Annotated in this window: 23 protein-coding genes, 1 tRNA gene and 1 pseudogene; 22 read left to right on the forward strand and 3 right to left on the reverse strand. The window is 43.6% G+C overall.

The features are described 5' to 3' along the window. Positions 1 to 38: 38 nt before the first annotated feature. Positions 39 to 1,253, forward strand: coding sequence for a DUF4097 family beta strand repeat-containing protein (locus ACIQ0H_RS14225; RefSeq protein ID WP_403415899.1), 1,215 nt, complete (start codon positions 39 to 41; stop codon positions 1,251 to 1,253). A gap of 852 nt (positions 1,254 to 2,105) precedes the next feature. Here ACIQ0H_RS14225 and ACIQ0H_RS14230 read toward each other — a convergent pair. Continuing rightward, on the reverse strand, positions 2,106 to 2,660 hold the full coding sequence (locus ACIQ0H_RS14230) for an N-acetylmuramoyl-L-alanine amidase family protein (RefSeq protein WP_403415902.1): 555 nt from the start codon (positions 2,658 to 2,660) through the stop codon (positions 2,106 to 2,108). A gap of 138 nt (positions 2,661 to 2,798) precedes the next feature. Between ACIQ0H_RS14230 and hprK the strand changes: the two genes are divergently transcribed. The 12 genes and pseudogenes from hprK to ACIQ0H_RS14290 form a co-directional block, all read left to right on the forward strand. Further along, positions 2,799 to 3,749, forward strand: a complete 951-nt coding sequence (gene hprK / locus ACIQ0H_RS14235; protein WP_403415905.1) for an HPr(Ser) kinase/phosphatase — start codon at positions 2,799 to 2,801, stop codon at positions 3,747 to 3,749. Between the two features lie 3 nt (positions 3,750 to 3,752). After that, the gene (gene lgt / locus ACIQ0H_RS14240) at positions 3,753 to 4,562 is read left to right on the forward strand and encodes a prolipoprotein diacylglyceryl transferase (protein ID WP_403415908.1); all 810 of its coding nucleotides are present in this window, start codon (positions 3,753 to 3,755) and stop codon (positions 4,560 to 4,562) included. 14 nt (positions 4,563 to 4,576) lie between these two features. Further along, a complete protein-coding gene (gene ppaX, locus ACIQ0H_RS14245) occupies positions 4,577 to 5,230 on the forward strand; it encodes a pyrophosphatase PpaX (protein ID WP_403415911.1) in 654 nt (217 codons plus the stop codon). Then, the gene (locus ACIQ0H_RS14250) at positions 5,227 to 5,742 is read left to right on the forward strand and encodes an acyltransferase (protein WP_403415914.1); all 516 of its coding nucleotides are present in this window, start codon (positions 5,227 to 5,229) and stop codon (positions 5,740 to 5,742) included. The genes ppaX and ACIQ0H_RS14250 overlap by 4 nt, the downstream gene beginning before the upstream one ends. A gap of 94 nt (positions 5,743 to 5,836) precedes the next feature. Beyond that, positions 5,837 to 7,360, forward strand: coding sequence for a tetratricopeptide repeat protein (locus ACIQ0H_RS14255; protein WP_403415917.1), 1,524 nt, complete (start codon positions 5,837 to 5,839; stop codon positions 7,358 to 7,360). Positions 7,361 to 8,101: 741 nt separating this feature from the next. Then, entirely contained in the window at positions 8,102 to 9,052 is a 951-nt protein-coding gene (gene trxB / locus ACIQ0H_RS14260; protein ID WP_403415920.1) for a thioredoxin-disulfide reductase, read from the forward strand. Between the two features lie 369 nt (positions 9,053 to 9,421). Continuing rightward, positions 9,422 to 9,895 (forward strand): NUDIX hydrolase, encoded by a 474-nt coding sequence (locus tag ACIQ0H_RS14265; RefSeq protein ID WP_403415923.1) that lies wholly within the window; start codon positions 9,422 to 9,424, stop codon positions 9,893 to 9,895. A gap of 6 nt (positions 9,896 to 9,901) precedes the next feature. Continuing rightward, on the forward strand, positions 9,902 to 10,792 hold the full coding sequence (gene rapZ / locus ACIQ0H_RS14270) for an RNase adapter RapZ (protein ID WP_403415926.1): 891 nt from the start codon (positions 9,902 to 9,904) through the stop codon (positions 10,790 to 10,792). A 4-nt stretch (positions 10,793 to 10,796) separates the two neighbouring features. Next, on the forward strand, positions 10,797 to 11,774 hold the full coding sequence (locus ACIQ0H_RS14275) for a gluconeogenesis factor YvcK family protein (RefSeq protein WP_403416525.1): 978 nt from the start codon (positions 10,797 to 10,799) through the stop codon (positions 11,772 to 11,774). A 36-nt stretch (positions 11,775 to 11,810) separates the two neighbouring features. Continuing rightward, the gene (gene whiA / locus ACIQ0H_RS14280) at positions 11,811 to 12,755 is read left to right on the forward strand and encodes a DNA-binding protein WhiA (RefSeq protein WP_403415929.1); all 945 of its coding nucleotides are present in this window, start codon (positions 11,811 to 11,813) and stop codon (positions 12,753 to 12,755) included. A gap of 25 nt (positions 12,756 to 12,780) precedes the next feature. Further along, positions 12,781 to 13,038: an HPr family phosphocarrier protein gene (locus ACIQ0H_RS14285; RefSeq protein ID WP_403415932.1), complete on the forward strand. Its 258-nt coding sequence runs from the start codon at positions 12,781 to 12,783 to the stop codon at positions 13,036 to 13,038. 100 nt (positions 13,039 to 13,138) lie between these two features. Beyond that, positions 13,139 to 13,510 (forward strand): annotated as a pseudogene (locus tag ACIQ0H_RS14290) (hypothetical protein); the annotation flags it as partial. A 55-nt stretch (positions 13,511 to 13,565) separates the two neighbouring features. On the opposite strand, the gene clpP reads toward ACIQ0H_RS14290, so the two are convergent. Next, a complete protein-coding gene (gene clpP, locus ACIQ0H_RS14295; RefSeq protein ID WP_403415935.1) occupies positions 13,566 to 14,171 on the reverse strand; it encodes an ATP-dependent Clp endopeptidase proteolytic subunit ClpP in 606 nt (201 codons plus the stop codon). A gap of 188 nt (positions 14,172 to 14,359) precedes the next feature. Here clpP and ACIQ0H_RS14300 point away from each other — a divergent pair. After that, positions 14,360 to 14,431, forward strand: a tRNA-Arg gene (locus ACIQ0H_RS14300). Positions 14,432 to 15,109: 678 nt separating this feature from the next. Here the strand turns inward: ACIQ0H_RS14300 and ACIQ0H_RS14305 are convergent. Beyond that, the gene (locus ACIQ0H_RS14305) at positions 15,110 to 15,433 is read right to left on the reverse strand and encodes a YmaF family protein (RefSeq protein ID WP_403416527.1); all 324 of its coding nucleotides are present in this window, start codon (positions 15,431 to 15,433) and stop codon (positions 15,110 to 15,112) included. 532 nt (positions 15,434 to 15,965) lie between these two features. On the opposite strand from ACIQ0H_RS14305, the gene ACIQ0H_RS14310 reads away from it, so the two are divergent. From ACIQ0H_RS14310 to gpmI, 8 genes are all read left to right on the forward strand, one after another. Next, positions 15,966 to 16,544: a LemA family protein gene (locus ACIQ0H_RS14310; RefSeq protein WP_403415937.1), complete on the forward strand. Its 579-nt coding sequence runs from the start codon at positions 15,966 to 15,968 to the stop codon at positions 16,542 to 16,544. Beyond that, positions 16,541 to 17,347, forward strand: a complete 807-nt coding sequence (locus tag ACIQ0H_RS14315) for a TPM domain-containing protein (RefSeq protein WP_403415939.1) — start codon at positions 16,541 to 16,543, stop codon at positions 17,345 to 17,347. Before ACIQ0H_RS14310 ends, ACIQ0H_RS14315 begins: the two co-directional genes overlap by 4 nt. A gap of 107 nt (positions 17,348 to 17,454) precedes the next feature. After that, positions 17,455 to 17,682 (forward strand): glutaredoxin family protein, encoded by a 228-nt coding sequence (locus ACIQ0H_RS14320; RefSeq protein WP_403415942.1) that lies wholly within the window; start codon positions 17,455 to 17,457, stop codon positions 17,680 to 17,682. A gap of 143 nt (positions 17,683 to 17,825) precedes the next feature. Continuing rightward, on the forward strand, positions 17,826 to 18,857 hold the full coding sequence (locus tag ACIQ0H_RS14325; RefSeq protein WP_403416528.1) for a sugar-binding transcriptional regulator: 1,032 nt from the start codon (positions 17,826 to 17,828) through the stop codon (positions 18,855 to 18,857). Positions 18,858 to 18,945: 88 nt separating this feature from the next. After that, positions 18,946 to 19,953, forward strand: a complete 1,008-nt coding sequence (gene gap, locus ACIQ0H_RS14330) for a type I glyceraldehyde-3-phosphate dehydrogenase (protein WP_403415944.1) — start codon at positions 18,946 to 18,948, stop codon at positions 19,951 to 19,953. Between the two features lie 130 nt (positions 19,954 to 20,083). Then, complete coding sequence (locus ACIQ0H_RS14335; RefSeq protein ID WP_403415946.1) at positions 20,084 to 21,268, forward strand: phosphoglycerate kinase; 1,185 nt, start codon at positions 20,084 to 20,086, stop codon at positions 21,266 to 21,268. A 15-nt stretch (positions 21,269 to 21,283) separates the two neighbouring features. After that, positions 21,284 to 22,045 carry a triose-phosphate isomerase gene (gene tpiA, locus ACIQ0H_RS14340; protein ID WP_403415948.1) on the forward strand — a complete coding sequence of 254 codons (762 nt, stop codon included), beginning with the start codon at positions 21,284 to 21,286 and terminating at the stop codon, positions 22,043 to 22,045. Then, positions 22,038 to 23,564, forward strand: coding sequence for a 2,3-bisphosphoglycerate-independent phosphoglycerate mutase (gene gpmI, locus ACIQ0H_RS14345; RefSeq protein WP_403415951.1), 1,527 nt, complete (start codon positions 22,038 to 22,040; stop codon positions 23,562 to 23,564). The genes tpiA and gpmI overlap by 8 nt, the downstream gene beginning before the upstream one ends. Positions 23,565 to 23,576 lie beyond the last annotated feature (12 nt).

Raw genomic sequence — 23,576 nt, forward strand, 5'->3', positions numbered from 1 at the left:
GAGAAATCTGGATAACGATACTACTAGGAGGCGCAACGATGCAAAATGAACGAAAACGAATTTTAGCAATGCTAGAAAACGGAACGATCACGACAGACGAAGCACTAACACTTCTAGAAACTTTGGGACAAACGCAGCAAAAAGAAAAGCCGACTGAAACGGTGCAAGCATCTGAAGAAGTAACGCTTTCGAAAAAAGAACCAGCTGAACAACAACAACAACAACAACAACAAACGGATCAGCAACAATCCACAGAACAGGACTTTACGTTTGAAGAAAAAAGTGAGAAAGAGCCTTCGATGGATGACTTCCTGGACGATTTACGCAAAGACTTCTCCAATGTCGGCGATCGCTTCATGCAGTTCATGCAAACCGCTGTTCAGAAGGTGAAATCATTCGACTTTGATTCGCCATTTGGCAATGGGATTACGTTTGTCCATGCACAGACGAAACCAGCCGATGATGTTGATGAAGTAATCATCGATATCGATAATGGTAAAGTCACGATACACCACGATGAAGTGGATGAGATTCGTGCTGAGTTTACAGTGAAAACGTATAATGGCGATTCGGAAGAGAAAGCCAAAGCAGATTTTCTCGATAAATTATTATTCGTTAATGACGAGGGGAAAATTAGAATTGCCAGTGATTTAAAGATGGTCCAAGTAAACGTAGATTTATTTTTACCTAAAAAGGACTATGCAAGAATTTCTGCGCGCTTACTCAATGGTACATTCAAAATGAGAGACGCCGTAGCTGAAACCGTGCGTGTGAAGACAGCAAACGGAAAAATTGAGATTGCTGGCTTGTCGTTTAAAGAAGGCGAGTTTGAAACGGTTAATGGCGCGATTAACTTAAACAACGTAAAAGGGAATAGCATTGAAGCTGAAACATTGAATGGCCGTGTCTATATTGATGGTGCTGTGAAAGATGTAGAGGCCCATTCTTTGAATGGTCATGTTGTTGTTACAACAACAGATCCAGAGGCTACAAAGATTGATGCCAAGACGATGAGTGGATCGGTTGAAATTTATATTCCAAAGGACCTTGCTTTGTCAGGTGAAATTTCCACCAATATGGGTCGCTTGGATTTACAACTAGATGACATCAACCGTACTGCAGAGCAGGAACAGTTGTTACAACGTTCCATCCGCTTTACAAAAGATGCTGATGAGAATTCGAAGACTCTTCATATTTGGGGAGAAGCCAAAACAGGGTCTGTCCTCGTTTGTTATAATGCAAAGCACGAATAAAGATTGATGTCTTAACTGAAAAGGACTGCTCCACACCGTATGATTCGGCGAATGGAGTAGTCCTGTTTCTTTTTTTACTTAGTTTCGGGATTTTTCACGCCTGTTGATTAACCAAAAAATAACTTTATTAAACACTAGGTGCTCTGTGTACAGTCACTTTTGGGTTGCTTTGGATAGAACTACTTCTATACCATTACCGAGCTATTTTTTTGTATAGGGATGCGACTTCGCCGCATCCCTATACATGTTTTCGGTAATCATATGGTGGTCGTTCATCAGTCGCTCACCAAAGATACAAGTACACAAAGTACTAATCCTTTTGGTGAAGAAAGAATAGTTGGCTTTTTACTTAGATAAAAGCCGCCAAAGATACAATTTTGGCGGCTGAAGATTTCACCATAGGCTTTTCGATTTTTAATTTATGAAGTGTCACTTTCTATAAAGCTTGCTAAAAGTAAAGAGTGAACACCTTGTACAACGTGCCAGGGTGCCCGAAATTGCATCTTCGGGCGCTTATACTTTTTATAGAAAGTCATCTATTCTTTTCTTTCCAAGCAACTGCATTTTTCACTTAAACATTGTAGGTACGGGATAGGCAACTATTCATAACAAGATGATCGAAAAAGGCATGGCTAGAAATGACGAAGTCGTTTCTAGCCATGCATGCTCCTCGGTAATTATGTCTTGAATATTTCGCCGAAAGCGAACCGGAAATGATCAAGTGACAAAGGTGGTTTTCAAGCCTGTGCTTACCTGAGATTTATTCAAGTAAACGGTTAATCAACAGACGTGGGGATTTATAGTTCTAATTTGTGGGATTCATCTTACGGTTATTTGTCCTATTATGAACCTTCACTTCTTACCTTGATAGACCCATGCGGTTATGGCGAAGGAGATTGCTTTTGCGCATTGTTGTTGGTAGGCCTTGTCTCGTAATAATGCGGCTTCTTCTCGATTTGTCATGAAGCCACATTCGATCAGTACAGCAGCCATCCGCGTATCGCGTAAAACAGCGAAATCAGCCTTCTTCACGCCCCGATCTGCTCGTTTACAGGCTGTGATAAGTGATTGTTGTACGAGAGCAGCAAGTACTAGAGATTCTTGTCTAGCAGCCGAGTAAGCGTATGTTTCGATTCCGTTGGCTTGGTTCCAATCAGATCCATGGGCATTTGCATGAATGGAAATAAATGCATCGGCATTCAGGTTGTTGGCATACGCTGTTCGTTCGGAAAGAGGGACGTCTTTCCGTTCGTCATGGGCGAAAAAGATGGACAGCCCCTCCTCAATCAAATAATGCTTCACTAGATTTGCGACAGCACTGTTAAAGTGAAACTCCCTCAACACCCCATCTGGCGACCGCTTTCCAGCAGTTTCCGGACCATGACCAGCATCAATAATTATTTTCATCGTGTATCTCCCCCTTTACCTAATAGATAGATAAAAAGAGGGGGAAGTGGACAATCCGGGTACTAATTTTTTTCATTTGCAAAATGGAATGGTAAAATGGGGAATAGTTGATTGAAAAGTAGAAAAGGGGGAAGAAACATGTCTTATGTAACAGTAAAGGACGTTCAGGAAACATTTTTTCTTGAACTAAGTGCGGGGAAAGCAGGCATCGAGCAACCTATACATACGAGTGATATTTCAAGGCCAGGTCTTGAAATGGCTGGCTATTTCAATTTTTATCTGTCGGATCGTGTTCAACTACTTGGGAAAACAGAATTGTCGTTTTTTGCAAAGCTAACGGATGCCGAGCGAATCGATCGAATGGAAAGGCTATGTGAACCAAAACCACCCGCTATTATTGTGGCACATGAAATGGAAGTGCCGTTCGAAATGATTGAAGCGGCTAACAAATATGATATTCCGGTGTTGTCTACAGATGTTCCCACGACTCGATTTTCTGGAATGCTGACGAATTTCCTTGGCGGTCGACTTGCGCCAATGACAGCGGTCCATGGTGTGCTCGTCGATGTCTATGGGATCGGTGTACTCATCACGGGTAAGAGTGGCGTCGGAAAAAGTGAGACGGCGCTTGAGCTTGTGAAAAGGGGACATCGCCTTGTTGCGGATGACCTTGTGGAAATTAGACAGGTTGCCAAAAATGTACTGATTGGAAATCCACCAAAACTTCTTGAACATATGCTTGAGATTCGCGGTGTCGGTATTGTGGACATGATGAATTTATTTGGGGCTAGTGCTGTCAGAAGTGATAAGCGAATTTTGATTGTGATTGATTTGGAATTATGGGATCCGCAGAAGGTCTATGATCGTCTGGGAATCGATGAAGAGAAGCTGAAGATTATGGACTCGGAATTGACGAAGCTGACGGTTCCTGTACGTCCAGGCCGTAACTTATCTGTCATTATCGAGGTAGCAGCAATGGACTATCGGATGAAAAGACTGGGTGTCAATGCGGCAGAAGAGTTTACGAAAAAAGTGAATATGGCCATTCTAGAAAATCCAGATCGGACTGAAGTGAAAGGAGACAAGTAATAGATGTTCAATTTATTGGCGATTAATCCGGTCGCATTTTCACTAGGTCCTATTGAGGTGCGTTGGTACGGGATTTTAATAGCATTGGGTATTGTTTTGGCATTCATTGTCGTTCAAAAAGAAATGGTCAAACGTGGCATGCATCCAGACTTTCTTACGGATTTACTGATCTGGGCGGTACCAATTTCCATCATCTCTGCACGAATTTATTATGTTATCTTTTCATGGGATTATTATAAAGATAATCTCGGACAAGTGATTCAAATTTGGCAGGGCGGAATTGCCATTCATGGGGCACTAATTGGTGCGTTTGTGACAACGTATTTCTTTACAAAACGTCGCGGGGTTTCCTTCTGGAAAACGGTTGATATTGCGGCTGCTGGATTGTTGATTGGTCAAATTATTGGGCGTTGGGGTAATTTCATGAATCAGGAAGCACATGGCGGTCCTGTTTCAGAAAAGTTCCTGGAAACAACGATCATCCCCGATTGGATTATGAATCAAATGACAATCGACGGTGTGACTTATCATCCAACATTCCTCTATGAATCCATGTGGAATATCGTTGGACTAATCATCATCTTGCTGTTGCGAAAAGTCAGCTTGAAGCGTGGCGAAATGTTTTTGTTCTATCTCGTTTGGTATTCCATCGGGCGGTTCTATATAGAAGGCATGCGTACGGATAGTCTGTATGTGATTGGGGAGTTACGGGCGGCACAACTTGTATCGGTTACGACGATTATCCTAGGCGTCATATTGTTCATCGTCAGACGTTATGTCCAAAAAGTAAAAGAGACGTATCAAGATAAATAAAGGAGGACATGAAGATGACTAAACCAATTACGACATTATTATTTGATTTTGATGGAACACTAATGGATACGAATGAGTTGATTATTCGATCGTATCAACATGTCCTTGATAAGCATTATCCTGGAAAGTATACACAAAGCGATATCCTGCCGTTTCTCGGACCTACTTTAACGGATGCATTTAGCACAGTAGATCCGCAAAGAGTTGACGAATTTATTGAGGAATACAGGGCTTGGAATAGAGAGAGGCACGACGAGCTGGTTAGCGAGTTTGAGGGTGTCTCCGAAACGTTGCTGTTGTTGAAAGAAGCGGGAGTCAAAATGGCGATTGTCTCGACAAAGAGAAATGATATGATTTGGAGAGGCATAGATCTGCTACAGGCGAAAGGAATCTTTGATGTTGTCATAGGCATAGATGATGTGACAAATGCAAAGCCGGACCCGGAACCGATCTTCCTCGCGCTAGAACGACTAGGAGCCGCTGCGGATGAAGCCCTGATGATTGGGGATAATTATCACGATATCGAAGGTGGTAAAAATGCAGGCGTCCGTACGGCAGGCGTTGCGTGGTCTGCTAAAGGAGAAGCATTTTTACAGACATTTAATCCAGATTATATGCTACATCATTTGTCAGATTTACTACCCATCGTTAAGGGTGAAGCCATTTGAGGCGTACCGAACGATATCCAGCAAAAGGCGGGGCCAACTCACTGTGGCATATCTATAAAACGGTGCCGTTTTTTAAGGTGGCTAAAAACTTTGCAGTGATTCAGTTGTCGAGGTATACGCCTTTCATCCCGATGAAGAACTTCCTGTTCCGGACGTTTTTGAAAATGGAAGTGGGGGAAAAAACATCTTTTGCATTGATGGTGATGCCGGATGTTATGTTTCCAGAACGAATAAAGGTCGGGAATAATTCTATTATCGGTTTCAATACAACCATTCTTGCTCACGAATATTTGATTGATGAATATAGGATTGGCGATGTTGTGATAGGCGAAAATGTCTTGATTGGGGCAAATACAACGATTCTTCCAGGGGTGGAAATTGGGGATGGAGCGATTGTGTCGGCTGCATCCCTTGTCAACCGGGATATTCCCCCGGGCGTATTCGCTGGTGGAAATCCAGTGGCGATCATCTTTACAAAGGAACAGATGCTCGAACGACAACAAAATGGGTGAAAAGGAATAGCGCCGTGTAACTTATGTTATAATAGGCAACAATACGAGAAGGAACGTATCGTACGTTCCTTCTTCTTTTTTCGGGGGAATATGATTGGACAAACAACGTAAGGTGCAGGATAAAAAAGTTATTTCATTTATTCCAGATGGTGAATTTTATTATAATAAAGCACTTCAGGCGATGCAGCGTGATCGTTTTGATGATGCGCATAGATATTTGAAACGGGCAACAGAATTGAGTCCTAAGGATTCGAAAATTTTAATGCAGTATGGTGTGTTGGTGATGGAAGAAGGGCGTTTTGAAGAAGCCCATGAATTGTTGATGGGTGCCCATACACTTGATCCTGCTGAAGCGGAGATTATTTTCTATTTGGCGGAAGTACATGCGCATCTTGGGATGTTACGCGATGCAAAGCTGTATGCTGAAAAATATATCGCGATGGATCCGGATGGTCCGTTCGCAGACGAATCGATGGAAATCATCGACTTTGCAGAACAGGAAGCATCTCATTTTGACGACGATGAGATGCCAGATGGGGAAGCCTATTTTCTTCAGGAGAAAGCACGAAGCCTTATGGAAGCGGGGGATTTCACTGCTGCGGTGGAGCTGCTGGAATCGATCATTGTCGATTATCCTGAATTTTGGGCGGCCTATAATAACTTGGCGCTTGCCTATTTTTATATCGGAAAAACGGTTCGGGCTAGTGAGTTAGTGCATGAAATCTTAGAGCACAACAAGGGAAATATACATGCCTTATGCAATCTTGCCGTCTTTTATTATTACGAAAAAAAGGAAGAAGAGCTACAATCGCTTCTTGACTTGCTGGTGAAAATTAAACCGTATCAATTTGAGCATCGTTATAAGCTAGGTGCGACATTTGCGCTAGTTGGCAGGCATAAGGAAGCTTATGACTGGCTAAGAAGCCTGCAAAAACGTGGTTTCCAAGGAGATGCGGGTTACTATTTCTGGTTAGCACATTGTGCTTACTTCTCTGGACATGAGGAAGTAGCAAAGGAAGCCTACTCGGAGCTAGTTGAAATGGATCCAACGAAGGTTGGCTATGAGCCATGGAAGGATGTTCAAGCGGATATTCAAGCCGATTCGGTGGAACAGGATCGGGAATTTTTGTTGGAAAAGATTCAGAATACCTATAGAAGTGAGCGCATGTTTGGCTTTTATCTACTTGGGAAATCAGGTCATAAGCAAGAGATTATTTCACATCCATCTTATATTGATGTGGACAAACTGAGTGAGTTTGAACAACTGTTTTTGGCGAGTGGGATCGAAGAAGATTTCATGCCACAGATATCGTTCGATCCGTCATTTTTGCGGGCACTTGAAACGACGGATTTGTTGTACGCGAAATACCGACCGTTGGATAAACAGGGAACGCATCTGTTTCAAATGTGGTTCACGCTTTGTGAAACGGCGCTGAGTCGTTCGTTCTTGTTCCGTAATCCAGCGGCACTTGCAGCGGCGGCAGATTACATGTTCCAGTCATCGCGCTATTCGGGTGTAACGAAAGCTGCGATTGCACGTGAGTTTGGGATTTCAGTCCCAACGTTAACCAAGTATGTTGGCGAATTGATTGAATACCTTCCGCAATTTGATGCGTAAAGGCGTGTGACCATTTACTTGCAACAAGTATTGGTGGGCAGAGATTGAAAAGTACACTAGATTATTTTCGGTCCGCTTTCGGCAAAATAATCACGACTGATTTACCGAGGGGCAGTATGGCTAGAAGTGACTCCGTCACTTCTAGCCATACCCTTTTCGGAAATCCTATTGTGATGAATTGCCTGTCGCGTACCTACAATGTTCAAGTGAAAAGTGCAGTTGCTTGTAAAGAAAAGAATAGATGACTTTGTACAATGTGTCCCTTACTTACTCTTAGCAAAGAGTGAGCATCTAATCATATGATGCCATATAGAAAGGGACACTTCTTTAATATAAAAAAGAAACACCATAGAGAAGGCTTCAGCAGCCAAAATTGTATCTTTGGCTGCTTCTATCCAGATAAGAAGCATGCGATTCTTTCGTCACAAAAAGCTTAGGCACTTCGTGTACCTGTGCTTTTGGAGAGCGAGGGATGAAGGAACGCCATACGATTACCGAAAAGGATGTGTAGAGATGCGATTTTGTCGCATCCCTACACATCCAGACATCCCGGTAATCGTATAGGAGTCATTCAATCCAAAGGGAACCGAAAACAACTATTCACGTAGTGCCCTACGCATTTCATGGTGTCTAGCTCCTGAACAGGCGCTTCCGCTATTCATTATAGGCAAAATAGTTGAATGGGGTTAGCCAATCTTATACGATTTGGGAAGAGTGAATGGAGTCAAGGAGGAATTTGACATGACAACTGAGAAAATTTATGACGTTATTATTGTTGGTGCCGGACCCGCTGGAATGACAGCTGCTGTCTATACATCTCGTGGGAATTTATCTACACTTATGATTGAACGTGGGATACCTGGTGGCCAAATGGCGAATACAGAGGAAATTGAAAACTATCCTGGATTTGAAACCATTTTAGGTCCGGATCTATCTACAAAAATGTTTGAACATGCGAAGAAATTTGGCGCTGAATATGCATATGGCGATGTGACGGATGTCATCGATGGCGAAAGCTTTAAAACGATTATTGCTGGCGGCAAAGAATATAAAGCACGCGCGATTATTATTACAACAGGCGCAGAATATCGAAAAATGGGAATTCCGGGTGAAAGTGACTTGACTGGCCGTGGTGTCAGCTATTGTGCAGTTTGTGATGGGGCATTTTTCCGTAAAAAAGAACTAGTTGTTATCGGTGGTGGCGACTCAGCGGTTGAAGAAGGATCGTACCTTACACGTTTTGCTGATAAGGTGACGATTGTTCACCGTCGCGATGAACTACGTGCGCAGAAAATCCTTCAAGATCGTGCATTTGCGAACGACAAGATTGACTTCATCTGGAACTCAACAGTCAAACAAGTAAACGAAGTAGACGGTAAAGTAGGATCTGTTACGCTTGTTTCTACGGTTGATGGCTCAGAAAAAGTATTTGAAACAAATGGAGTGTTCGTTTATATCGGGATGGACCCATTGACAGCTCCTTTTGAAAAATTAGGTATTCTCGATGAGAATGGTTATGTGAAGACGAACGAAATCATGGAAACATCTGTGCCTGGTATTTATGCAGCTGGCGATGTGCGTGAGAAATTATTGCGACAAGTTGTCACAGCGACGGGCGATGGCAGTATTGCAGCGCAAGCCGTGCAAAAGTATGTCGAGGAATTGATGGAGAAATTGGGCGCAGAAGCCTAAGTTCTTAACGTCTAGGCTCCAGCGCCTAGGGGCTCGGGTCGTTTCGGTCTTGCTAGTAAAGGCAAAGAGCGCCTTTACTTTCAAGCCCTCCAACAGGGAAGGATTGAACTGCATCCTTCCTACCTGTCGCCCCTGAACAGGCGCTTGCGCTATTGCTTCTGGAAGGTAATGCAACCTTAATGTGGTTGTAACAGGAATGCAACATCCTTGGGCTATACTAGGAGTATCAATTGACCCCCCTTTTGATATAGCAACTTTAAAAAAGACCACCCGCTAGAAAATTCTGGCGGGTGGTCTGCTTTTTCATGTTGTTTATCACAGATACGTTGTATAATAAATGTATGTGCTTAAAGAGGTGAGGGTAGATATATGCAAAAAATTGCAAACTTAATCGTTGTGAAAGACAATCAAGTATTATTACTCAAAAAACCTCGTCGCGGATGGTATGTCGCTCCCGGTGGCAAAATGGATCCGGGCGAGTCAGTTTACGAAGCAGCGGCAAGAGAATTCGTGGAAGAAACTGGTGCCAAGGCAGTTGACCCTCATTTAAAAGGTGTCTATACCATGGTGATTACGGATGATACAGGTAGTCATGTCAAAAATGAGTGGATGCTTTATACATTTGTGGCGCATGATTTGGTCGGCAAACCGTTTGAGACAACTACTGAAGGTGAGCTCGAATGGCATCCAGTGGAAAGTTTAGAGACCCTCCCAATGGCGGAAGGGGATCGTACAAATTTATTATTTGCAGTATCGCAGATAGGGATGCAGTATGGAACGTTCTTATATACGGAGGAATTTAAGCTGTTGAAAGAGGAAATTCAAAGTTCAAAGGAAGGGTGATGGACAATGACGGAAAAAGAGACGCCAAATAGCGATGTTGAAATCGTAATAATCACGGGGATGTCGGGCGCAGGCAAGACAGTTGCGATGCAAAGTTTCGAGGATCTTGGATTTTATTGTATCGACAATTTGCCACCAGAATTGTTAGTCATGTTTCTAGATTTAATGATGAAGTCGGAAAACCGTATGAGGCGGATTGCAGCTGTGATGGATACGCGTGGTGGCGATTTATTCGATTCGCTCATCGGCGCACTTGATGATTTGCTACGTATGGAAGGTGTATCCTCTCGCATATTGTTCCTCGATGCAGATGATGAGACGCTCGTTCGACGTTATAAGGAAACGAGACGGTCACATCCTTTAGCAGAAGGTGGTTTACCACTTGCAGGTATTCGAAAAGAACGGCTACTCCTCTCTGAATTGAAAGGAAGGGCCCGCTCAATTTATCAAACATCGAGTTTGAAGCCGAGGGCATTGCGAGAAAAGATTATGGCCGAGTTTTCCTATAAGGAAGGTGCTGGCTTCAACGTAAACTTTATTTCATTTGGATTTAAACATGGGATGCCGATTGATGCGGATGTCGTATTCGATGTACGCTTCTTGCCAAATCCCTTTTATATTCAAGAATTAAAAACGAAAACAGGGCTTGAGAAAGAAGTCTACGATTATGTCCTGAAGTGGAGCGATACGCAGATCCTGATTGACAAGCTATCCGATTTGTTCAAATTTCTTATTCCGCAGTATAAAAATGAAGGAAAATCGCAAGTTGTTATTGCATTTGGCTGTACAGGCGGGCAGCATCGGTCGGTAACGCTCGCTGAATTTTTTGGGGCTCGATTTAAGGATGAATATCGAACGTTCATCACCCATCGGGATATTGAAAAGAGAAAGGATTGACGCTATGTCTCGATCCGGTAAGTTGAAAAAAGTAGTTGCCTTTGGTGGCGGAACCGGATTGTCTACGTTATTACGGGGGCTGAAATGTCATCACATTGACTTGACGGCAGTTGTGACTGTGGCTGATGATGGAGGCAGTTCAGGTAGACTACTTGATGAATACGATATTCCGCCTCCGGGTGATGTTCGTCAGGTCCTGGCAGCGCTTTCAGATGTAGAACCGCTTATTGAGAAGATGTTTCAATATCGTTTTTCGACATCGGAAGATTTGAAAGGCCATTCACTTGGCAATCTAATGCTAACCGCAATGACGGATATCACAGGTGATTTTGCACGTGCTATTGAGCAAATGAGTCATGTGTTGAACATTAAAGGGAAAGTGTTACCAGCTGCTAATCAACGGATTACATTGCATGCAGAACTGGAAGATGGCACAATCGTAACAGGAGAGTCCAAGATTCCGGTCTATGGCCGAAAGATTCGCAAAGTGTATATGTCTCCCCAGGAAGCGGAACCGCTACCTGAAACGGTCGACACCATTATGGCCGCAGACTTACTCGTATTTGGACCAGGGAGTTTGTATACGAGTATAATGCCAACCATCCTTGTTCCGGCAATCCGTGAAGCGGTTTTGGCATGTAAGGCAAAAAAAGTATATATTGGTAACTTGACAACACAAGCAGGTGAAACTTATCGTTATACGGCTTCGGAGCATGTCAAAGCTTTGTATGATCATGCCGGCAAACCGTTTATAGACGCAGTATTATTGAATGGTGCAGATATAGATGCGTTGCTTGGAAAGGAACAACAATCCGGACCTCCATGGGCCGTTATCAATGATCTGGAGAACTTGCAGCAACTTGTCCCAACAACTATAGTGAAGGATATCGCAATGGTGAGTGGGGGAAGTGTAATGCATGACCCAGCGAAAGTTGCAAACTGGCTGATGGATTATATAGATAGTGCTGTAAAAACGGATTAGACGTGATCGTCGCCGGGAAAGGGGACTTGAAGAATCATGTCTTTTGCTTCAGAAACAAAGAAAGAAATGACACAAATCGAGGCGGACGATTGTTGTATAAAGGCCGAAGTTGCGGCTTTCATTCGAATGAATGGAGCACTGTCCTTTTCAAATAAACAATGGAGTCTCGATGTGCAAACTGAAAACGCTGCAATTGCTAGGCGTCTATATTCGAATCTGAAGCGGTTGTATCCCTATAAAGTGGAACTGCTTGTACGAAAAAAGATGCGCTTGAAAAAGAATAATGTATACATTTGTCGAATTCGAGATGGTGCAAAGCCGCTTCTCGAAGACTTGCTAATATTGACGGGAACATTCCAATTTAAAAATGAGATTTCGAAGGCAATCGTAAAGACGAAATGTTGCCAACGTGCGTATTTACGCGGTGCATTTCTAGCGGGTGGTTCGGTTAATAATCCGGAAACATCTTCTTATCATCTTGAAATTTTTTCAATCTATAAGGAACATAGCGAAGCGCTCGTTGATCTAATGAATAAATACCAGTTGAATGCAAAGTCCATTGAGCGGAAAAAAGGCTATATTGCTTACTTGAAAGAAGCAGAGAAAATATCAGATTTTCTTAGCATTGTTGGAGCCCACGTCTCACTTATGAAGTTCGAAGATGTGCGGATTATACGGGATATGCGCAATAGTGTAAACCGACTTGTGAATTGTGAAACAGCGAATTTGAATAAAACAATTGGGGCTGCACAGCGCCAAGTTGAGAATATAAAGTTTATCGAAAGTACGATTGGGTTAGGTCAATTGCCAGACAGACTACAAGAAATCGCACGACTTCGAGTAGACAATCAGGATATTACGTTAAAAGAGCTCGGAGAATTGGTTTCTGGTGGAACGGTTAGTAAATCGGGCGTGAATCATCGCTTACGAAAAATAGAGGAAATTGCAGAAAATCTCCGTAACGGGGGCATTGGAAGCTGACAAATAGACAGGAGTTGGGGAATACATGGCAGAACGAACAGTGGAAGTGAAAATGAAAACAGGGTTGCAAGCAAGACAAGCGGCACTTTTTGTGCAAGAAGCAAACCGCTTTACAGCGGATATCTTCTTGAAAAAAGAAAACCGTCAAGTGAATGCGAAAAGTATCATGGGCATTATGAGTCTGGCAATTGCACGCGGCACATCGGTTACGCTCGTTGCAGATGGCATCGATGAAGATCAGGCACTGAGCACACTTTCAGGACTTGTTGAAAATGAAAATTAAATGAAAATCCCGGCCGTTTCTTATCGTCAATCGATAGTTGGAGACGGTTTTTTTTACTCGATTTTGAGGTAGTCCCCGTCGCGCAAAGACGAGTCCCCGTCGCGCAAAGACGAGTCCCCGTCGCGCAAAGACGAGTCCCCGTCGCGCAAAGACGAGTCCCCGTCGCGCAAAGACGAGTCCCTGTCGCGCAAAGGCGAGTCCCCGTCGCGCAAAGACGAGTCCCCGTCGCGCAAAGGCGAGTCCCCGTCGCGCAAAGACGAGTCCCTGTCGCGCAAAGGCGAGTCCTCGGGGCGCAAAGACGAGTCCCTGTCGCGCAAAGGCGAGTCCCCGTCGCGCAAAGACGAGTCCCTGTCGCGCAAAGGTGAGTCCTTGTCGCGCAAAGACGAGTCCCTGTCGCGCAAAGACGAGTCCCCGGCGTGCAAAGGCAAGTCCCTGTCGCGCAAAGACAAGTTACCCCCGCATAAATATGTAAACTCTCTCTCTACCATATAAAAAAACCGACCCAATAAGGTCGGTTTTCAAAATGATTATTTTGTTTCTTTCTCTTTCATATCACTGCGTGAGATAATATGGTCAATTAAACCGTATTCTTTCGCACGTTCTGCAGTCATGAAGTTATCACGGTCTGTATCTCTCGCAAGTACTTCGATTGGCTGACCCGTACGTTCTGCAAGAATACCATTTAGTTTCTCGCGTAAGAATAGAATACGCTTCGCTGCGATTTCTATTTCTGTTGCTTGACCTTGTGCACCGCCAAGTGGTTGGTGAATCATTACTTCTGCATTTGGAAGTGCAAAACGTTTGCCTTTCGTACCCGCTGCAAGAAGGAATGCGCCCATTGAAGCAGCCATCCCGATACAAATCGTCTGAACATCAGGTTTGATGAACTGCATTGTATCGTAGATTGCCATCCCAGCAGTAATGCTTCCGCCTGGACTATTGATGTAAATTGAAATGTCTTTTTCTGGATCTTCTGCTTCCAGGAAAAGAAGTTGTGCAACGATGGCATTTGACACATTGTCATCAATTCCACTACCAAGCATAATAATTCTGTCTTTCAATAGACGGGAATAAATATCGTAAGCCCGTTCTCCACGACTCGTTTGTTCAATTACTGTAGGTATTAGATTCATTCCATTTCCTCCTTCAAGGTGGATAGTCTTTTCAGTCTGCTGAAACATGGTTGCGCTTCAACTGTAATTTTATCATACATAGTATGGTCAACGAAGGTCAAATATAACGCTTTAAAATAACTATTGCATTTAGGCCGCTACATTAGTATAATAAGTCTTGTCGGCTACAAAAGCCGTTTTAATATCAGGTCCTCGTGGTGCAATGGATAGCACGCAAGCCTCCGAAGCTTGAAATGTGGGTTCGACTCCCGCCGAGGGCATATAGCTTAACGAAGCACCCGTCATTGTTCATTCAGTGGCGGGTGTTTTTGTATTCAAATCACCACGCAATAATACCACGAATGCAAAACGCACAGGTTACAGTCATCAGCGTAAATAATATACCAGGTGATCATGAACTGAAAAAACGAAATCAAATTAAATCTAGTGTTATTGAACGACATTCTAAGTATTGCCAATCAAGCCGAGTCGCAAACCATTCTATCGATTCAATCAGTCATTGACGAATTCTAACGGTTCAACATGGACAAACTCATTTTACGCAAAGGAAACAAAAACTGTCATCTGCTCGTTAGTTGGACATTAGAACGTGTCTATATTGAAAAAGTATGTACAGACACTTTTATTCGATAAGGTCAATTATCACTTATCATCACAATCGATGATCAAGGACTTGATGAAAATGGATAGATGAAAGAGATGACATAGCGCAAGGTTCCAAAATACTACAGATGGGGAATCCTGTTTTTTATAACTAAGTTACTTTTTAAACCATAAAAAATAGTCCCCCTCTGCAGTAGACGGCAGCGCTTTTTAACCGTGTCTACACAAGAGGGGGACTGATATTACTATTCATAAATTCGACTTTTTCACTTCACATCTAACTTAGTATCACATTTATTATGACTTGTAACATACTTATTCACGAAGTTTGCAATTCATACAAGTGGTTTGTCTATTAAAGTAGTGAATAAAAGTTCATGTACATGACCATCGTCAAATGTGGTGGTTCCGTTAATTAAATGGATATGCTTTCCATGCCCAACGTTAATAGCAGGTCCTGTTGTAATCCCAACTTCATGATGATGATCTAAAAAGTCGGTATTTACCAATATTGCATGAACATGACTGTTTCTCGTGGGTATAATTTCGCTTGTAACACCTGCGAAACGATGATTATGCCTATCATCATTTTCCTCTGCTAATTTAGTACTTGCAGTAAATTCATGTACATGTGTTTGGGTTTCTTGTTCAATCTGCACTTTTTGTTGGTCATTACTATCCTTATTCGGTTGTTCGTTTTGATCAAATTCTAACAAAGAAAAATACCTCCCTTATAATTGCTTACGTATCGAGACTATGATTTAAGAAGTTTACTTATGCACCTATGTAGAATTAGTGATGTTGTAAATTGGAAGTGAAAACGACGCCTTAATTCCTTGGTCCTCCTGTTGCGAATAGTTGTCTGACGCGTCCTTACATAAGTTATTTACTGGTTGTTGTTGGTTAATCAACATCTGTGAGAATGTATTATTTTATGCACGATTGATAGTACCTGAAATTTCATCGCTGATTGGAATACCGACCTATCCTCATAGCACTCAATCTATCCAGAAAAATAGTTACGCACTGACCAACTTCCGTATGCTTGTGAAAAGCATACGGATATTTTTTTACCTGTAAAGATGATGAAACGCAGCAGATCATCATACAGTAACTATTGTCGTATAAAAAAGGTTCATAAACATAAGGATAAGGGTAATTGAAGGACGACAGTGGTGAAGGAGTGGAGAGATGAAGAAGTTATTTGGCCCGATTGGAATCATCGTCATTATACTGGTGGTCCTTGGCGTGATGCTCATTACGAGTTACAACAAATTCATGACACAAGAAGAGAATGTGGATAAGGCGTATGCCCAAGTTGAAAACCAGTTGCAAAGACGACTCGACTTGATCCCGAACTTAGTCAACACGGTAAAAGGCTTTGCGAGCCACGAGAAAGCAGTGATTGGTGACATCTCGGATGCGCGTGCACGGTTGGCTGGAGCGAGAGGGCCGGAAGAACAGGCGGTAGCGGATGCAGAGTTGTCGGGTGCGTTAAGTAGGCTTATGGTAGTTGTAGAAAATTACCCTGATTTGAAGGCGAGTGCAAATTTTACACAGCTGATGGATGAACTCTCTGGTACCGAAAATCGAATTGGTGTAGCGCGGCAAGATTATAATGAAGAAGTCGCGAACTTTAATCGACAAGTGAAACGTTTCCCTGGCAAGCTAGTTGCCTCTGTTTTTGGGTTCGATGAAAAGGAATACTTCAAAGCAGACGCGGCTGCCAAGGAAGTGCCTAAAGTTGACTTCGAGGATGACAAGAAATGATCCGTAGTGCTACTCGCATCTTGGTTGTAGCATGGCTACTTGTCCTTACTTCATTTAGTGGGGCGGCGTTTGCAGCCGACGTTCCCTCTCCAGTCGGACATATTTACGTACAGGATTTTGCACATGTCTTAAGTTCCGATCAAAAAGAAGAGCTGACGAATTATGGAATGCAGTTGGATGACGCAACAACAGCTCAATTGGCAGTGTTAATCATGCCGACTATTGGTGATGAAGCAATTGATGCGTTCGCGGTGAAAGCTTTACGGAAGTATGGGCTGGGTACAAAGGACAAAAACAATGGCGCCTTGCTTGTCGTAACGACAGAAAAGAATTCGAGCGGTGATCGTCATTTCTTTTTAACAACGGGATATGGACTCGAAGGGGCACTACCTGATGGCAAAGTGGGAAGAATCATAGATGAGGTAGCGATGCCTTATTTGACTGAAGGACAGCCAGATATGGCAATTATGGAAGCTTATAAATCATTCTATAATGAAATTGCAGCCGAATATGGCTGGGATGGTGCGGTTGCGCCAGTCTCAACACTACATTCTCAAGGAAATGACTTCGGCGTTCCTTTTCCGATACTCGTACTAATCATTATCTACATCATTTTTCGCATCTTTAGCCGTCGTGGCGGAGGTGGAGGTCGTGGTGGAGGAGGCCGCAGAAGAAGTAGTTGGCCGATATTCATCCCTGGCTCCTTCGGCGGTGGCAATAATGGTGGATTTGGAGGCGGAGGCGGTTTCCGAGGTGGTGGGGGCGGTTCCGGCGGTGGAGGTGGTGCTGGTCGTAGTTGGTAACCGCCAACATGCGATGGGTGGTATGTGCAAGCGACAACTTGTGCATGCCATTCCTTTTTCATATATACTAAAACTAAAATGACCATGGATGGAATGAGGTGTTTGGCATGCATGTTACGTTCTATACAAAACCGGGTTGCCATCTTTGTGAGGAAGCCAAGTTGATGATGAAATTGGTGCAAGAGGATTTTCCGCTGACGTGGACAGAGATTGATATTGAAACGGATGATGTCAGTCATGAAAAATATATGTTGATGATTCCTGTCATTGAAAAAGACGGTCAGGCCTTGCTGTATGGCGCGATTGGCTATGTAGATATCATTGATTTATTCTGAAAATAGGTTCTTTTTGTTGAAAAGTTCAAGAAGAAGGTATATGATAATTGAGAAAGAAATATTTTTTTGCTTTACGTGGGACATTTTTCATTTTGATGGGACGTTCGGTGTCCTTGTAGACTGAAGGGGGACAATTGGACTTTATGATAGAAGCGCAAAGAAAACTTGTGCCTGAAATGATGGAACTGATGCAGCAAAGATACCGGATGTTGAAGCTTATCAAAATGTCAGGCCCAATCGGAAGGCGTCCACTCGGTCAGATCGCTGGTCTGTCAGAGCGGGAAACACGAACAATGATGGATATTCTTCGGGCACAGGATTTGATTCATGTGGCAAAAGAAGGTACATCGATTACACCAGAAGGCAGTTCGGTGTTGCAATCGCTAGAATCCGCTATGGAAGACTGGTCAGGTCGTGCATCGATTGCCAAGAAGCTAACGGAGTTTTTCGGTATTCGTGCCGTCAAAGTGGTAGCGGGTAATTGCGATATGGATGGTAACGCTACGGCGAAAAGTTTGTTGGGCATGGAAGCAGCCAAACAATTTAGTACGAACATTGGGGATGGCAAAGTTGTTGCTGTCACTGGTGGAAGTACAATTGCGTCGATACCTTCCCATATCGAAAAGTTTAGCGACACAACGGATCAGTTGTTTATCGCCGCTAGAGGCGGTGTCGGAGACGATATTGGCTTACAAGCGAATGTGATCGCGGCTTCTTTCGCAGAGGCGTGTGGGGGAATGTACAATACATTTTATTACCCCGAGACATTGAGTGAAGAAGCACAAAAAGCGTTCCGCAATGAACCATCTGTTGTCAAAATGTTGAAGCTTTACGAAACGACCGATTGTGTGATGCATGGAATTGGTAACGCGCAAAAGATGGCAGCTTTTCGTAATTCTTCGGAAGAGGAACAGTTGTTGCTCCGAAATAGTGGAGCCGTTGGTGAAGCATTCGGTTATTATTTCGATAAAGACGGCCATGTCGTCCACAGAATCCGTACGGTTGGGATTCAAACAGGCCATTTGGAGCGAATTCCGCTCATTATCTCGGTCGCGGGCGGCGGTAGCAAAGCGGAAGCAATCATGGCCTATATGGCGAGCGCACCGAAACAAACGATTTTAGTGACGGACGAAGGCGCGGCAAATGAAATGCTAAGGTTGATCATCGAAAAATAATTGTAGGGTTACAGTTAGAATTTTAGGGAATAAGTAAATGTGGATAATGGATTGAAAAAATATAAAAAACTACTCGGAGGTTATTGATATGACATTGAAACTTGCTATTAACGGATTTGGACGAATTGGACGTAAAGTATTCCGTGAGGCTTTACAACAAGAGGAAATTGAAATCGTTGCAATCAACGATCTAACGGATGCAGCAATGCTTGCTCATCTTCTGAAATATGACTCTGTACACGGTGTTAACGCTGCAGAAATCAGTGCTGAAGGCAATAGCCTCGTTGTAAACGGTAAAAATATTAAAGTATACGCTGAAAGAAACCCTGCAGATCTTCCATGGGGAGAGCTTGGCATAGATGTTGTTATCGATTCAACAGGCGTATTCACAGACCGCGAAGGACTTAACAAGCACATTGAAGCGGGCGCGAAACGTGTTATCTTGTCAGCTCCAGCAAAAGGCGATATTCCAATGCTTGTTATGGGTGTTAACCATGAATCATATGATGCTGCAAATGACACAATCGTATCGAATGCATCATGTACGACAAACTGTCTTGCACCAATTGTAAAAGTATTGAACGATAAGTTTGGTATCGAGCGCGGTATGATGACAACTGTTCACTCTTATACAAATGACCAACGCATTCTAGACTTGCCACACAGCGACTACCGTCGTGCGCGTGCAGCTGCTGAAAACATGATTCCAACAACTACTGGTGCTGCATCTGCAGTAACAAAAGTTATTCCAGCATTGGCAGGTAAATTGGATGGTATGGCAGTTCGCGTACCAACACCAAACGTTTCACTAGTTGACTTTGTTGCTGATCTTCAAAAAGACGTAACAGTAGAAGAGGTAAATGCTGCTCTTAAAGAAGCATCTGAAAATGAACTAGCTGGCGTTCTTGTTTACAATGAATTACCACTTGTTTCAAGAGACTATAACGGCAACACAGCATCTTCAACGATCGATGGCTTGTCAACAATGGTTCTTGCAAATAACATGGTAAAAGTTATTTCTTGGTATGACAACGAATCAGGTTATTCTGCACGTTGTATCGACCTTGCTCTTTACATGCACAGCAAAGGACTTTAATTTAGCCGAATTCAGTTAAATATAGCCAATAAAATAAATACCGCTTATAATAAAGTTGGGTAAGAGGAGCGGGGGATTACCCCGTTCCTCCTTTTTTTGAGGTAAATACATTTGGAGGTGGCCATGTTTCATGAAGTCAAAAAAGACGATGAAAGATCTACAGCTTGAAGGACAACGCGTATTTTGCCGCGTAGATTTCAATGTACCAATGGAAAATGGACAAGTAACGGATGATACACGAATCCGAGCGGCTATCCCAACAATTGAATACATGATTGAACAAGGAGCAAAAGTTATTCTTGCCAGTCACCTAGGACGTCCAAACGGTGAAGTGAACGAAGACATGCGATTGACTGTAGCTGGCGAGAAATTGGCTGAGCTGATTGGCAAACCAGTTGTCAAATTAGATTCTTCGATTGGACAAGAAGTGGAACAAGCGATTGCTTCGATGAACAATGGCGATATCGTTCTTCTTGAAAATGTTCGATTCCACGCAGGGGAAGAAAAGAATGATGCTGACCTAGCAAAAAGTTTTGCCAATCTTGCAGACCTATTTGTTAATGATGCATTTGGTGCTGCGCACCGTGCGCATGCCTCAACTGCTGGTATCGCAAACTACATACCTGCAGTATCCGGTCTGTTAATTGAAAAAGAATTAGATGTTCTTGGAAAAGCGTTGTCGACTCCAGAACGTCCATTCACTGCGATTATCGGCGGAGCAAAAGTAAAAGACAAAATCGGTGTCATCAATCATTTGCTCGATAAAGTGGACAACTTGATTATTGGCGGCGGCTTGGCTTACACATTTTTGAAAGCGCAAGGCTACGAAATTGGCAAGTCTTTGCTTGAAGAAGATAAAATTGATTTAGCAAAATCATTTATTCAAAAGGCAAAAGATAATGACGTTAATTTGTATTTGCCAATAGATGTTGTTGTTGCAGACGATTTTTCGAAAGATGCAAATACGAAAGTCGTGAAAAATGATGCCATTCCTTCAGATTGGGAAGGTCTCGATATTGGGACTGAAACGGCTGCATTGTATGCAAAAGTAATTGAAGAATCGAAATTAATCATTTGGAACGGCCCAATGGGTGTGTTTGAACTGGAGCCGTTTGCAGGTGGCACGAAGCGTGTTGCACAAGCAATGGCTACAACGACAGGTTATACAGTCATTGGCGGCGGCGATTCAGCAGCAGCTGTTGAAAAGTTTGGCGTTGCCGATAAAATGGACCATATTTCGACTGGTGGAGGTGCTTCTCTTGAATTTATGGAGGGCAAGGATCTACCGGGTGTTTCTGCACTAAACGATAACTGAGTAGGGGGAATCGATTTGCGTAAACGAATTATTGCGGGTAACTGGAAAATGTACAAAACTGTTGAGGAAGCACGAAGCTTTGTTGAGGAAGTAAAAGGCAAGGTTCCGGTTTCGGATAACGTGGAAGCCGTTATTTGTCCGCCATCTCTATACCTATCAGAGTTGGCACAGCTAACAAAAGGTTCTGCCCTCGGCATCGGCGCACAAACGATGCACGATGTAAAAGAAGGCGCGTTTACAGGGGAAGTCAGCCCAGCGATGCTAGTTGGCATTGATGTTGGCTATGTCGTTCTAGGTCACTCAGAGCGTCGTCAATACTTCAATGAAACAGACGAGTCCGTGAATCGCAAAGTCCATGCAGCATTCGAATACAACCTGACACCACTTGTTTGTGTGGGTGAAACACTTGAAGAGCGCGAAGCAGGCCAAACGGTTGAGCTAGTGGCAGCACAAGTGACAAAAGCATTTGAAGGCATCAGTGCGGCACAAGCGGAACAAGCGGTTATCGCATATGAGCCAATCTGGGCAATCGGTACGGGTAAAACAGCAACTGCACAAGATGCGAATGAAGTTTGTGGAGCAATCCGCGCGACTGTGAGCGAGCTGTATAGTGAAACAGTTGCAGCAAGCATCCGCATTCAGTACGGCGGCAGCGTGAAACCAGATAATATCGAAGAACTTCTTTCTATGGAACATATCGACGGAGCACTAGTCGGTGGAGCGAGTTTAGAACCGGCATCATTCTTGAAATTGGTCGAGGCTGGGGCTCATGAGTAAAAGTCCGATAGCGCTTATCATTCTGGACGGCTTCGGTCTTCGGGATGAAACACTTGGCAACGCGGTTGCGCTGTCAAATAAGCCGAATTACGATCTACTATGGAATAACTTCCCACACTCGACATTAACGGCGTGTGGCGAAGCGGTAGGGCTTCCAGATGGCCAGATGGGGAACTCAGAAGTGGGTCATCTTAATATCGGTGCAGGACGTATTGTCTACCAAAGTTTGACGCGCATTAACAAATCCATTAGAGAAGCAGATTTCTTTGATAATGAAGCACTGTTAGGCGCGATAGCCCATGCCAAGCAAAACGGTACGGCACTTCATCTCATGGGGCTGATGTCTGACGGCGGAGTACATAGCCATTATGAGCATTTGTTCGCGTTACTGCGTCTTGCAAAAATAAATGGACTCGACAAAGTGTTCGTTCATGCGTTTTTGGACGGACGTGATGTCGGACCGCAAACGGCTCTTGCTTACATCGAAAAAACGGAAAACGTCATGCAGGAACTGGGCGTTGGAAAGTTTGCGAGTATTTCAGGACGCTATTATGCGATGGACCGGGATAAGCGTTGGGAGCGTGTGGAGAAAGCCTATCATGCAATTGTCGATGGGACTGCACGAACAGCGGTAACACCTACAGCAGGTGTGCTCGCATCGTATGAACGCGGCGAGCATGATGAGTTCGTTGTACCATTTGTCATCGAAGAACTTGGCAAGCCGGTCGCAACAGTGGAAGATGGAGATGCAGTTGTATTCTTTAACTTCCGTCCTGACCGTGCGATTCAGTTGTCACGTACGTTTACGGATGCGGCGTTTGATGGTTTTGATCGAGGCGAGAAAAAGTTCACAGACTTGAAGTTTGTGACATTCACGCATTACAGTGACGAAGTCGTTGCAGATGTCGTCTTTAGTAGTCAAAACTTAGAGAACACGCTAGGTGAAGTGATTGCGCATAACGGACTGACGCAACTGCGCATTGCAGAAACAGAGAAATATCCACATGTCACGTTCTTCATGAGTGGCGGCAGGGAAGAGACATTTGAAGGGGAAGAGCGCATTTTAATCGCTTCTCCAAAAGTCGCAACCTACGACTTAAAGCCGGAAATGAGTGCATTTGAAGTAACGGAAGCACTGATTGCAGGTATTGAAGCGGATCGTTTTGATGCCATCATCCTGAACTTTGCGAACCCGGATATGGTTGGGCATAGTGGAATGCTAGAACCGACCATTAAGGCGATTGAAACGGTAGATCTTTGCCTTGGCAAAATCATCGATGCCCTTCATGCTAAAGGGGGGGCGGCTATTGTCACAGCTGACCATGGCAATGCTGATGAAGTGACAACCCAAGACGGAGGACCAATGACTGCGCATACCACGAATCCGGTACCAGTTATTGTGACAAAGTCTGATATTGAACTGCGTGAAGGCGGTATACTCGCAGACCTTGCGCCAACAATGCTAAAATTGTTGGGACTTGAACAACCGGCAGAAATGACCGGCACACCATTATTTTAAAAAGGGGAGACT

The sequence above is a fragment of the Sporosarcina sp. NPDC096371 genome (assembly GCF_044762865.1).
Lineage (GTDB): Bacteria > Bacillota > Bacilli > Bacillales_A > Planococcaceae > Sporosarcina.